Source organism: Flavobacterium amniphilum, from assembly GCF_023634845.1.
GTDB classification, from domain to species: Bacteria; Bacteroidota; Bacteroidia; order Flavobacteriales; family Flavobacteriaceae; genus Flavobacterium; species Flavobacterium amniphilum.
In genome coordinates this window covers 182,734-195,399 of record NZ_JAMLJL010000002.1, presented here as the reverse complement: position 1 = coordinate 195,399, position 12,666 = coordinate 182,734, and the positions used below count along the sequence as shown (strand labels likewise).

The 12,666-nt window shown below is 38.1% G+C and carries 9 protein-coding genes and 1 tRNA gene; 7 read left to right on the top strand and 3 right to left on the bottom strand.

All coding sequences use genetic code 11. The annotated features are described in order from the left end of the window. Position 1: 1 nt before the first annotated feature. Positions 2-3,109, bottom strand: coding sequence for a DUF6493 family protein (locus tag NAT51_RS02735; RefSeq protein ID WP_250594879.1), 3,108 nt, complete (start codon positions 3,107-3,109; stop codon positions 2-4). A gap of 400 nt (positions 3,110-3,509) precedes the next feature. Here NAT51_RS02735 and NAT51_RS02730 point away from each other — a divergent pair, with 400 nt between their 5' ends. Genes NAT51_RS02730 through NAT51_RS02715 form a run of 4 tightly spaced genes read left to right on the top strand, consistent with a single transcriptional unit; the run spans position 3,510 to position 5,807 of the window. Further along, the gene (locus NAT51_RS02730) at positions 3,510-4,055 is read left to right on the top strand and encodes an ExbD/TolR family protein (RefSeq protein WP_250594877.1); all 546 of its coding nucleotides are present in this window, start codon (positions 3,510-3,512) and stop codon (positions 4,053-4,055) included. A gap of 49 nt (positions 4,056-4,104) precedes the next feature. Further along, positions 4,105-4,626: an ExbD/TolR family protein gene (locus tag NAT51_RS02725; protein WP_250594875.1), complete on the top strand. Its 522-nt coding sequence runs from the start codon at positions 4,105-4,107 to the stop codon at positions 4,624-4,626. 58 nt (positions 4,627-4,684) lie between these two features. Beyond that, positions 4,685-5,206: an ExbD/TolR family protein gene (locus NAT51_RS02720; RefSeq protein WP_250594873.1), complete on the top strand. Its 522-nt coding sequence runs from the start codon at positions 4,685-4,687 to the stop codon at positions 5,204-5,206. Between the two features lie 52 nt (positions 5,207-5,258). After that, a complete protein-coding gene (locus NAT51_RS02715; RefSeq protein ID WP_250594871.1) occupies positions 5,259-5,807 on the top strand; it encodes an ExbD/TolR family protein in 549 nt (182 codons plus the stop codon). 184 nt (positions 5,808-5,991) lie between these two features. On the opposite strand, the gene NAT51_RS02710 is transcribed toward NAT51_RS02715, so the two are convergent. Next, the gene (locus tag NAT51_RS02710; protein WP_250594869.1) at positions 5,992-7,482 is read right to left on the bottom strand and encodes a hypothetical protein; all 1,491 of its coding nucleotides are present in this window, start codon (positions 7,480-7,482) and stop codon (positions 5,992-5,994) included. A gap of 107 nt (positions 7,483-7,589) precedes the next feature. Further along, on the bottom strand, positions 7,590-9,680 hold the full coding sequence (locus NAT51_RS02705; RefSeq protein ID WP_250594867.1) for a hypothetical protein: 2,091 nt from the start codon (positions 9,678-9,680) through the stop codon (positions 7,590-7,592). A 1,164-nt stretch (positions 9,681-10,844) separates the two neighbouring features. Between NAT51_RS02705 and NAT51_RS02700 the strand changes: the two genes are divergently transcribed. From NAT51_RS02700 to NAT51_RS02690, 3 genes are all read left to right on the top strand, one after another. After that, a tRNA-Ile gene (locus NAT51_RS02700) sits at positions 10,845-10,918 on the top strand. 413 nt (positions 10,919-11,331) lie between these two features. After that, positions 11,332-12,348 (top strand): RNA ligase family protein, encoded by a 1,017-nt coding sequence (locus NAT51_RS02695; protein ID WP_250594865.1) that lies wholly within the window; start codon positions 11,332-11,334, stop codon positions 12,346-12,348. Next, positions 12,345-12,665: a hypothetical protein gene (locus tag NAT51_RS02690; protein ID WP_250594862.1), complete on the top strand. Its 321-nt coding sequence runs from the start codon at positions 12,345-12,347 to the stop codon at positions 12,663-12,665. Before NAT51_RS02695 ends, NAT51_RS02690 begins: the two co-directional genes overlap by 4 nt. The last annotated feature ends 1 nt before the right edge of the window (position 12,666 follow it).

Genomic DNA, 12,666 nt, shown 5'->3' with positions numbered 1-12,666 from the left:
CTTACGTTAAAATCTGTTTTACTATTGTTTTCAATGCGGTGTTGTCCTTTAATTTTCCAAAGAACTGAAGACAGCCTTCCGATGGTTTCTGATTCGTTTTCAATAGGACATCCACATAATTCTCAACCAATTTTTTGAAGTTGGTTGGCAGTTTTTCCGCTAATTCCACTTTTTGGAAAATGTGGTCCAGAATTAAAAACAAAGCCGAATTGTGTAAAGGGGAAATGTCTTTCAGGGCAATGATGCCATCAATCATCCGCAGCAATACGCCGTATTTGTTTGATATCAGAAGTGCCAGGTTTTCACCAAACTGATTAACATCAATGGATTGTTGTTCTACGAGGTTGATTAAAACTTCGGATGCCATTAAGCGGATGTCTTTCTTTTCCATGAAAAAACAGCAGGCAAATACAAGCAAGATGATATCTGATAATTGAAAACCTTGCTGATTGACAATGTTCAAAAAGCCTTTCAGTTCATTTTTGGTTCCGTCGGTTGTATCACAGACCTTTTCCATCAGTAACCAGGCCAACGGATCATTGTTTTGTGGCATCAGGCTGTTCCAATGGTAAACATTTGCTTCAGTTGCCAATGTAAAATCATCCAGCCAATCTCTTTTGCTTTTCTTTTTACATAAATCCAGACTGTACAGTAAATTGGCCGGCATGCTTTTCTTCTCCGGTAATTGGTAGGAAATAACAGTCCAGGAAGTTCTCATTAATTTTTGGGTATGGTAATCTTTCCATTCATTTGATTTTTCCTCAAATTTTAATTCAGCATTGAATTTGTTCACCACATTGGGAATATCCTTCAAGGCCGTTTTTTCAAATTCTTCAAATGTTTCACCGGGATAATGGGTTCTTGCGGCAACTGCCCATAAAGCGGCTAGTTCATCGTTTTTTTGCGAAGCTCCAAGCGAAGAAAATAATTTTGAAATGATTGAACCTGATTTGATCGCTATTTCCTTGGTTGTTCCCAAACAGAAAGACATCAGGTTTTTCATGTCAGAATCCAATTGTTCCAGTAAAGGTAGCGCTTCTTCGGTATTTTCCCGCGGCATTCTGCTGATGGCAATACTTAAATCGGTATAATCAATGTCTTCATTGTTTTGTTGGTAGGCAATAAGCCTTTCCACAAGCGTTTTGGGAGCAATCCAATGCGGCTTGTGCGTAGGTAATGACAATAAGGGCAAATTTGACCTGACCTTGTTTTTATCCAATACTTTTTGCATGACCGGTTTGATTAACCCCAATGATTTTAATGTAACGTAATTCTTATCATCAACTGTGTAGGTTATATGCTTATCATTAATTTTATTAATTAATAAATTTTGGACATAGGATTTTTGTACGCTGCTGAAATAATTGTTATCCAATTGCTTATGATAAGGTTGGAGTTGGTTTTTGTAATCCTGCGGAAATAAATGCCGTTGGGTGGTATACACATTCAGTAATAATTCGGAGTCCAAAGGATCTTCAGAAGCAATAAATTTCCCGAAAAGGAACATGATTTCGTTCCAAGTGTCAGGAATAACAACTTCTTCGGTCAGCACCGGATAATTTTTCGGACTGAAGCGATAGATTTCCAATTGCGATTCATCCACAATTAAATCTTCTTCCGAAAGGAAATGACTTAACCCCGGCTTGATATTCCCTTGCATCAATGAAGCATAACCGGAAAGTTTTTCGGTTAATTCCTTATCCTTTGGATTACCGGATTTTGAGATGATTTTTGCCGCCCGTTCCTGTAGGCTTACGTCAGGAACCAAAAAGACATCGGCACATAATAAAGCGATGGATTTGTTTAGTTTTGGATTGGCCTTACTGATTTTTTCCAAAACCATCAGATTGTTTTTTACTGCAGTTTTGCAATCGTTCCGCATTAGTAATGGTTCGATCCATTCGAAATAGTTTTTGTGTTTAAATTTCGGATGGGTGAAGATTTGTTTGACCAATTCGGAACCGTAATTGACAATAACCGGATTAGCATTATGGGAATACGTGAAAATGGTTTCCTGATACAGAATCAGTTCATCATCACTAAGATTCTGTTCAGCAAGTCTCTTCCTGAAAAATGACTTTAAATTGTTGTTCCATTCTTTGGTTTGGATTAAAAGACAGTTTTCAATGAAAAAATTCCGGTCTAATTTATTTTCATTTAATAAAGTACTGAAGATAATTTCCCAAATGTAAAACTCATCGTATTTTGCTGTTTCATTTTCTTTGAAGAAACCATTTTGTATACCTGTTTCATAATAAAAAACCTGAAGAACATCCCTTTCATAAGCCGTTTTGTCGGTGGTAATATAATTGATGTATTCACGCGGAGTGATCTTCTCACGCCAGGTACTGAAGCTGGGCAGGCATAAGGCTGTTAATTCCGGATCAAATTCAACCAAACCTTTTTCTTCCAGAAACCGGAGCGATCTGTATTTGAAATTGGTCCACTCGGATCTCCGGAATCTTTCCAGAAGATAGGAAGTAATCCAGTTGGGTTTTGCCCATTCCAGAATTTCCAGGATGTGGGGATTATTTGCATCTTGCAGATAGGGAAGTGCATCATCATTAGACAGCATATCGTTTTTGTCAAATAAGGCGATGGTACTCAGCGTAATAATGTCTTTTACTTTCTCATCACCGCGTGTTCCCCAATTGTAACCGCCTTTCAGTGGTTTGTAACCGGGATCATTCGATAAATCAGTAAAAGTGGTCCAGTACCGTCGGCATTTTTTGACGTGTTTGCTTATCGCTCCAATATTTCCTTTGGCATTTTTAATTAAGAAGGGCAGAAGGAATTGAACATCTTTTGCTTTTATGATGGCATCATATTCTTCTAAAATGGCATCGATGTTTGAAGCTTTGGCTGTTTTAGTTGCCGTTGTGGCAGTACTGACGGCAACTTCACCGTTTTCGGAATAGCCTTTCTTTGTTTTTTCGGAAAGTAATTTTTCGGCCGCTTTCAGGCATTCCTCACTGCTTTCAAAAGATTTTACCTGGGAAGTTCCCGAAGTTCCGTTTTTACCGTAAGTAACAGTGAATTGGGAATCAGTAACTTCAATTTGCCAGAATTTATCCGAGCTTCCGTCGATGTATTTAAGATGCTTTTTCATTCGGTTTTCGTCCGTCGTATTTAGGATTGGTTTTCTGTTTTACAGATCAGAAGCCGAAAGGTAATTACTTTTGGAAAATTATTCCAATTTATTTTTTTTGGAAACCCGGAAGCGGGAAGTTGTGATAAATTTTCTGTGATAAAAAAATTTATCACAAAAAAATTATCACAGAGTTGTGATAAAAAAAATGAAAGAAAAAAAATTATCACAACTTTGTTTTAAGCAGGAAGTAATTCGTATCTTGGTTTATTCCCACAGAAAAATTGTGTAATATATAAGAGTCTAAGAAGTCTAAGAAGTCTAAGAAGTCTAAGAAGTCTAAGAAGTCTAATAATCTAAGTAAGTCTAAGAAGTCTGACAATCGGATAATCTAACAATCTAACAATCTAACAATCTAACCATGGAAGAGCGCAGAAATAATTTCGGAAGAATAGCAGGAAAAATCAGAACCAAAAAACTGAAAGCCCGCGTTGACTTGACAGCAATGGTGAGTGTTTCTTTCTTATTGATTGTATTCTTTATGCTGACGTCTTATCTGTCAAGACCACAGGCGGTTGATTTGAAATTACCTGATGCAGACAGGATAGTTTGTGGGATACCAAATCCGGGTTGTTTGAATAGTGACCGGGTGATGACTTTATTATTGGATGACCATGACAGAGTAGTAAGTTACCTTGGAAATTTTGAAAATCCGCTGGAAGCACCAAAAGAATTTAATTCAGCAACGGAAAGTTTGACAAAAGAATTGACTGACAGAAATCAGTATGTTCAGAATACCTTATACGGTGATCCCAAAAAAGGATTGATCGTATTGGTTAAGCCTTCAAAGGATTCTAATTATGGTAATCTGGTAAATGTTCTGGACGGTTTGGGTGAAGCTGAAATCAAGTATCATACGATAGCCAATATCACACCGGAAGAAATGCAATTACTGGCTAAAAATTAGCAAAGTCGCTAAGAGTCTAAGAAAGTCTAATAATCTAAGAAGTCTAATAATGGAAGATAGAAGAAATAATTTCGGAAGAATAGAAGGAAAAATCAGAACCAAAAAACTGAATGCCCGTGTTGACTTAACGGCAATGGTGAGTGTTTCCTTTTTGCTGATTGTATTTTTTATGCTGACGTCGTATATGTCGAGACCACTGGCAATGGATTTGGGTGGAGACGATGGAGGTTGTTGTGATTGTGCCCCTTATTATGAAGGCGACAACCGAAGTCTGACACTATTGTTGGGTGACAATGACCGGTTGGTGGGTTATTTTGGAAATTTTGAAATGCCGTTGGAAGGACCTAAGGAGTTGGAGTATGGCAAAAACGGCTTACGGAAAGAATTGTTGCGTATGATCAATGCACTTCCGTCAAAGCATAAAAAACATTTACTCGTTTACATAAAACCAAGTAAAGCATCAACATATCAAAATCTGGTGGAAGTTTTGGATGAAATGACAGTCAACGGGTTATCATATGCAGTAACGGATATTACATATGAAGAGATGCAATTATTGGCAGGGAAATAATATTTAAGAGTCTAAGTAGTCTAATAATCTAACAATCGGATAATCCAACAATCTAACCATGGAATTAAGCAGAAAAGATTTTGAAAATAAAGCAAAGAAGAAACCAAGTGTATGGATATATATAATTGCGGCAGTGGGTGCTTTTTTTCTGCTGCTTTCTTTTTTCGCCATGGTAACAACTTTATCTAAACCCCAGTCAATGGATTTAGGTGTGGGTGATGATGGCCAGTCTAAAATCAAAGCAGTTGAAATTGATCCTAAATTTGTTGAGAAAGCCATCACTATAGTAGTGGGTGACAACAATAAAATTATCTGTTATGTTGGTCCGTTGTCTTCTCCTTTGGAAAAACCCAAAGAATTTGAACATGGTAAAGAAGGAATCCGTAAGGAAATAGTACGTTTAAAATCGACATTCTTAAAAGAAGATAAGGACAAAAAAATTGTGTTCATAAAACTAGGCAAAAAGGCAAATTATAAAAATATGGCTGATATTCTGGATGAAATGATGATTGCTAATATTTCCAATTATGTATTGATTGATATCACACCGGAAGATGAGAAACTGTTTGCCAAAAAATAATTTTTTGAAGAGTCTAAGAAGTCTGACAATCGGATAATCTAATAATCTAGCCATGGAAGAGAGAAGAAATAATTTCGGAAGAATAGAAGGAAGGATCAGAACCAAAAAGCTCAATGCCCGTGTTGACTTAACGGCAATGGTGAGTGTTTCCTTTTTACTGATTGTATTCTTTATGCTGACGTCGTATATGTCGAGACCGCAGTGTATGGACCTGGGAATGCCTGAAAAGTATGATGAAGAAGAGCGTAATGGAATTATCTGTATTCTGGAAGTTAGTGATGACCGTGATATGACAATTCTATTGGGAGAGAACGGTAAAATAGTGAGCAATTGGGGAAATTTTTCCAGTCCTAAAGAAGAACCTAAAGTTTTTAATGGCAACACTAATGACCTCACAAAAGAATTGAGAGCTAAGAGTCAGCATCTCTTAGATATTTATGGTGATCCGAAAAAAGGATTGATTGTATTGATAAAACCGTCAAAAAAATCCAGTTACGGAGATTTAGTCAATGCTTTGGATAAAATGGCTATTACACGGGTACCCACTTATGCAGTAGTAGACATTACTCCTGAAGATGAGAAATTGTTGGCAGAAAAATAATTTTTTTGAAGAATCTAAGAAGTCTAAGAAGTCTAAGAAGTCTAAGAAGTCTAAGTAAGTCTAATAATCGAACAATCTGAAAATCTAATAATCTAATAAAAAAGCGCCATTATGGCGCTTTTTCCGTTTTGAAAATAAATAGAGACTTAAAAGGATTTTCTAATAATCTGAGAAGTCTAATCGTTTAACCTTTTTTCTTCTTTTTCGCTGAAGTTTTTGAAGTAGAAGGGTATTCTGCTTTGGAAATCGCAAAACTGAAATCCCCGAAAACATTGTTATTGATGGTATCCTGACTGTAAGATGCAATCGTACTGTATACATGACAGCTGGTGCAGGTATTTTTATTCTGCACATAACTTTCCATGGTACTGTTGGCTACAATGCTACGCCCGCTCACCATCGATGAATTGTTGATGTTGCGTGGAGCCTGTATCGGTGTGGTTGGATCCGGCTGTAATATTTGTGACCAGATAACATCGACCAACTGGTAGTACTGGAACACCGAATTAGGATAAAACTTTTTGATATTGGTTTGCATTTTTAAATTGATAGGTGCGGCATCTTCCGGATCAATACTGTTCACACGCGTCAGCTGAATAGGAACCGGCGTTCCATCTTTTAGATAGTAAGGAGGAGAAGTGTTGGCCGTGCAGCTTACCGTAACCTGTTTACCATTACTCAGGGTTACCTGTTTAGGTGTACAATTAGCACTGTAAAAATTATAACCGTAAGGAGGAGGCGTATCGTTAGGAGTATTGGGAACATTGTCAATTTGTTCAAATGTAGCCCAAACCCACGTTGGCTGGTTGGTCGTTTTGTGCAAAATGTGTAAACCAACGAGTGCGACAGTTGTAGTACGCAATTTTCCCGTAGTGGCATCCATAACGATGGCTTTGGATAATTTGTAACGTGCCCACTTTGCCGATTTGATATTGTCGACTTCCATCCAGGCAGCTTTTAACTCAATGGCACCTACTGCGCCGTTGTAAACACCCTGTGGAAAATTAATCGGAATTTTATTCTGTGTGGCTGTATGTTGGTTAATGGCATTGTAATAACCGTTTTGAACGACAAAATCATAATAGTCTTTATTAAGCATGATTTCATACCAGACATTAGTACTGTTTTGGGCTCCCAGCCAGTTGGGTTTTCCGAAAGGTGCTGCCTGATCCGGACTGAAGCCTCTGATGGTATCGGTTTCACCAAATTTAGCTGCGAATGTCAGGAGTTTGGTTTCGGTGTTGCTGTACACCATCCGCTGTGTTTTGAACTTCTTTGCATATTCGGGAGAAACCAAAGTTCCCCAAGCTGGAGGCGGTGCACCGTTCGGCTGGAATAAAACCTGCTCGGGCATATACTTTTCCCAGGAAACAAGAGAGTAATCATAAGGATCACCAAAATTATTGCCGTTTGTGGGCCAGTTTAACGAAATGAATTCCTGCCAGGCAAAACAATCGGCCTGTGACTGATTGCTGAACGATTGTAAATCGCCCGGAACCTGATTGTTGAACGTAATGGGAATGTTGAACAGGGAAGAACTCGAGTAGCAATCACAGGTATTGTCGGCAACCGGTATTTTGGTATATTCTTCTTTCCTTTGCATACTGCTGATGACTCCCCAGGAAAGCAGGACGAAAGAGAAAGCTCCAATGGATTTATAGATACTATTTTTCATGGAATCGGTTTGATTGTTGGTTAGTATAGGTTCATAAGAAAGAACCTAAACCATATTTTACATATGATTTAGGTCTTTGTATTGGTTAAATAAAATTTCAGTTTTGGTTATTGAACATTGATAGATACTGCGATGGCACCTATGTTGTCTGTTAATCCCGCACCATATTCACCGTTTAGGTCGTCGTTGATGCATAACTGGATTTCACCTGAAAGATTAGCCGGCAGGGTGGCACCCATTCCGATTAGGAAAACGGTATTACCCACTTTACCGATTAAGGCACCTTCGTTTTCTCCCGGCATGGTATAGCCTTCTTTGGCCGGAATGAAAGTTGGATTACCGTAAGCGTTGTATAATTTTCCGCCGTTATCCTGCGGATTGGCAGTCCATAATCCGGATTGGTAGGTAATTTTTACCGTGTTTGCGGCTGAAATCACCACTCCGGTGTTTTGCCACGCAATAGCAGCCTGCGCACTTACCGGACTAACTAAGAATAAAGCCGGCATGGCTACACTAATATTTTGGCCTACATTGGTCACATACACTCCTTTTTGTCCCGGTTTTGCACTTTGGCTTACCGTTACGGTTACATATAGAGCGGTATTGGTACTTGGTTGGCTGTTCCCCGGTACAGCATAAAATACATTTTCTTTTACCGAAGTCACCGTAGCTTTGATATCCGGATCGTCAAATGTTATGCTTGGATAAGTGGCCGGTTGGTTTTCTTTTGCTGTGCAGGTTCCCGCAACAATAACCATTTGTGCCGAATTTGTTCCTACGTTTACATTTAAAGGTACATAGGTACTGTTACTTAATAATGATATAGGATTGTTTACCGGATTTGGTACTAATGTATTATACATTTGGTCAAAGTAGTCCTGGTAAAAAATCTGTAAAGGCTGTGCAAATGTATTTTCAGGAGTTGTACTTCCTACAGGAGCATATCCCTGTGGTTTTGTTCCGGCGTAAGCAGCCGCTACGATTTGCATTTTAAAAGTTGAAGCAATTTGTGAAGCCCAGGCGATTTTAGTACCGGCAATACTGATATCACTGATAGTATAGTTCAGGTTTTCAGGAACTTCATATACAGCATGTAAGATAAAGTTACCCGGTAACGGTTTTCCGCTGTCATCATTTAATGTTTGTGATCCTCTTGCAATGGTCCAGAAAGTGGAAGCATCGGTACCGTCCGGTGTTACATAATTCGTAAAGTCAGGCGTTTGGATGTATAGTCCCGGAGGATTGGCAAGTGTTACATTGTTGGCAGCCGTAACAAAGTTATTTACATTTCCTCCAATGTTCGGATCACTGTTACGGTAGCGTTGCCCGAAAGCGCCCACACAGATCAAATCATTGTATTGGGATGAAGGCCACATGGTATTGTCTGGGTTTGTCGGCGGATTAAAACGCTGCACGGTAGAGGTGGTGGCTAATCCGATTTCAGTCTGTAAGGTATTCGGCGTACTGGTAAGATGCATGGCGCCACCGTTCGAATCAGATGAAATGGTACCTGCATTCCATTTGTTCAGCGGATTGTAAACAGGCTGGTTCGTAATTGGATTGGTTACATTTGGTAAGCTTAAGTCTTTTAAAGTAATTTGCGGTTTCCCCAAAACCGTTTGGTATAACTCTAAAACTTTATTCGGATCAATTTCCCATAAGGTGTTCCAGTACTCCGGATTTTCACAGGTAAAATCAATACGGGTAATCTGGTTGTTGGCATTCCGGGTTACGGCCCATTCGCAATACTCATCCTGCCATCCGCGCGGCCCGTACGGAAAATACGCCACTTGCTGACCGTCTGAACTACAAGGAGAATTGGTGATCTGGCCGGACATATTCCCCATATCGGCCATTTGATCCAGTTCTGCCTGACTTGCATTCGGAAAGTTAAAAGCCAATCTTCCCGGGAAAGCTGACCAAATGATTCTCGCAGTTTCACTTGGCGGATTGTTGTCAATCGGATTGTAATAATTTGTCACCGTCGGTGTGTTTGTCGAGTTCCATGGATTGTTCAACATTCCCTGTTGGGTAAAGCCGTCAAGGTTGTTGCTCCAAAACTTGTTCATCGCGTCCTGTTTGGTAGAATTTTCAGTAAAATCCTGAATACCTGCCGGTGTCCGAAACTGGAATGTGGATGTCGTTTGCTGCTCATCCTGATTCAATTCAACAGTTTCTTTGTTTTCAAGTGCTTCCATTTTTAGTTGTTTTTAGTTGTTTTTTAGTATTCGGTTTTTATGTTTGTGTCTGGTCAGTTTCGAATGGATTACAATTTTTATTAGTCTTTTATTTGTTAAAAAAGTAATTCTTTTCCTACATATCTAAATTAGAAATAGGTTAGCATTGTGGTATATGGTTTTCCCACATTGTTTGTTAAAAGTTTTATTTTGTGCGTCTTATGTCAGTATATATAAGAAAACCTGTGATAAATTTTCTGTGATAAATTTTTTTATCACAGAAAATTTATCACAGAATTGTGAGTAAAAAAAAATTTCCTGAAAATTTATCACAAGCCGGTTTGTCCTGCCATTTATAACCTGACTAATGATTACATAAGAATGAAGTAGTAACCTATAAACGAAGATGAGGTTGCAAAAAAAAATTGTTTGAATTAAAAATTATCCTACATTTGCTCCCGAAATGAGAAAACAGTGCAGACATATCGCAAAACTAAATGTAAGTTTAGATCAACGCCCGGCAGTATTTTATGCTGTGCAGCGAGAGACGTTTGTATGCTTTGAAAGGAATTTGGTTTAAAATAAATCGGTTTATCCACATAAAAATAGTAAGCGTCCTCCACAAAAGGGCGCTTTTTTTATGCCGGAATTTTAAAAATGATACTAATGAATTGCCACAGGCAAAAAAAAAAATTAAAAAAAAATTAAAAAATGTTTCATGACTAAACAAAATAGAGAAAAATAGGTTTTGGATTGCAATCAGATGAGAGACAGCCATTTGACAAAAAACAAATTATCCGCAGCAATGCGGGCAGGATTTACTATGCTTTGAATTGGTTGTAACTAATTGAAAATCAGAAAAATAATTTTAAAAAATATTTGGAAACCAGTTTTTTTTGACATTATCTTTGCCCCGGAATTATTACGAAACGAATTACAATTATAAGCTTTTGAAATACAGAAGCGGATTATATAAAAAAGAAAATATGAAATCATTATCACTACATAACAGCACACAACGAGGCATGAGAAATGCAAAAGTATCACAGGATTACAGCTTCAGCCCGAGTTTTGACTTCGCGGTAGTGATGATACAGGTGTACCCGTATAGGACGTAGGATATTTATCCTTCAGTATATATAGAGCACCTTTAACGAGGTGCTTTTTTTATGCTCAAAAATTACAGATTCCGTAGCTCAGTTGGATAGAGCAACTGCCTTATATGCAGTAGGTCTCAGGTTCAAGTCCTGACAGAATCTCTTGAAGTTCTTTAGAAAGGAACAGGCTTATTGTTGTAATGGTAACATGCCCGACTGTCTCTCGGGTGCCACGGGTTCGAAATGCTTCAGCATTCATGAACTCCAATTAACAAATGGAAAACGGTGAATAATCCCGTATGAGTCGCAGAAAATGGTGTCTTTAGTTTATTTGGTAAAACCCCGGATTGTGGTTCCGGAGAACAGGGTTCTCCCGATAGCTATCGGGATGTTTCCCAGACAAAGGAACTGTGGTGTACCAGGTGTGCACGCTTGTTTGAAATGAATTTATTCATTCAGCGAAACCTATTAAAAAATAGCAAAATGAGCTAATCACAAGAGGTATCCGTTCGATCCGGATCGGTTCCACAAATTATTAATAATTTATTTGACACTATAAATTAAAAAAAGAAATCATGGAATTTAAAAAATACAACTCAATAGAAAATACGTACCAAGAGAAAGTTCTGGAACAAATTTTCATTCACGGTTTTGAAAAAGAAACCTTTATTGTTGAAGAAAAAGTGCACGGTGCCAATTTCTCTTTCTATACGGATGGGGAAATGATAAAAATTGCAAAACGCAGCGATTTTATCTTACCGGATGAGGTTTTTTACAATGCACAATCGGTAGCTGAAAAGCATTTCAATAAAGTGTTTAAAGCTTTTGAAATGGTGAAAGGAAAATTTCCGGAAACGAAGTTCATCATCATTTTAGGGGAATTGTTCGGAGGTAATTACAACCACCCGGAAGTAACCCGTGTGAAGGATGCCATCAAAGTTCAAAAAGGAATTGACTACGGTCCGGAGAATGATTTCTACGCTTTCGACATCAAAATAAACGGTACAGATTACCTGGATGTGGAAACGGCAAATGAGATTTTTGAAAAAAATGGATTCTTTTTCGCTAAACCGTTATTCAAAGGAAGCTTGGAAGAAGCTTTGAAATTCCCGAATGAGTTCAACTCGTTAATTCCGGAATGGTTGGGGTTGCCGGCTCTGGAGAAAAACATTTGTGAAGGTGTAATCATTAAACCATTGAATCCGAAATTTTTCGGAAACGGTTCACGGGTAATCCTGAAAAATAAAAATGAAAAATGGACAGAAGTTCAAAAAGCGGATAAGTCCAATACTAAACCGGAATTGAATTTTTCTGAGGAAGGACAACTGGTATGGAACACAGTCGAAAGCTACATCACCCTTAACCGCTTGTACAATGTATTGAGCAAGGAAGGGGAGTTTGATCCGAAAAAAACAGGAAAAGTAATCGGATTGTTTTCACTGGATGTCCTGACAGATTTTAAAAAGGATCATCCGATGCTTTTGGAATCTTTGGAAAAAGAAGAACAAAAGCTGATTAATAAAAAATTAAATAACAAAGTCATAACCATGATCAAAGAGGAGTTTATGACGTTTAAAAATGTAACAGTATGAGACAAGATATTTTAAAAAGATTTTTAACCAATACAGATGAAACGGGCAGATTTCTCATGAAATCGCGGATAACAGGAATTGTTTATTTCGTTGAGCCCATTTATAACGGTAAAACGCCCGAATGGGGTGATGTTGATCCGGCCACGAAAAAAATCACGGGCAATTACGGTTCCAAATATACCGGAGCTGTCACTAAAAAGGAATCCCTGATCACCGCAGAAAACGGCTTTGAGAATATTGGCTATTTTAAAGGAAGTCCTTTCGGAGCAATTGATCTGCGTGATAAGGAACATCAAAAAAGATTAGGTTTAATTTAAA

Coding starts and splice junctions, on each gene's coding strand:
- NAT51_RS02715 (WP_250594871.1), top strand. CDS start 5,259: ATGGAAGAGAGAAGAAATAATTTCGGAAGAATAGAAGGAAGGATCAGA.
- NAT51_RS02695 (WP_250594865.1), top strand. CDS start 11,332: ATGGAATTTAAAAAATACAACTCAATAGAAAATACGTACCAAGAGAAA.
- NAT51_RS02725 (WP_250594875.1), top strand. CDS start 4,105: ATGGAAGATAGAAGAAATAATTTCGGAAGAATAGAAGGAAAAATCAGA.
- NAT51_RS02735 (WP_250594879.1), bottom strand. CDS start 3,109: ATGAAAAAGCATCTTAAATACATCGACGGAAGCTCGGATAAATTCTGG.
- NAT51_RS02705 (WP_250594867.1), bottom strand. CDS start 9,680: ATGGAAGCACTTGAAAACAAAGAAACTGTTGAATTGAATCAGGATGAG.
- NAT51_RS02730 (WP_250594877.1), top strand. CDS start 3,510: ATGGAAGAGCGCAGAAATAATTTCGGAAGAATAGCAGGAAAAATCAGA.
- NAT51_RS02720 (WP_250594873.1), top strand. CDS start 4,685: ATGGAATTAAGCAGAAAAGATTTTGAAAATAAAGCAAAGAAGAAACCA.
- NAT51_RS02710 (WP_250594869.1), bottom strand. CDS start 7,482: ATGAAAAATAGTATCTATAAATCCATTGGAGCTTTCTCTTTCGTCCTG.
- NAT51_RS02690 (WP_250594862.1), top strand. CDS start 12,345: ATGAGACAAGATATTTTAAAAAGATTTTTAACCAATACAGATGAAACG.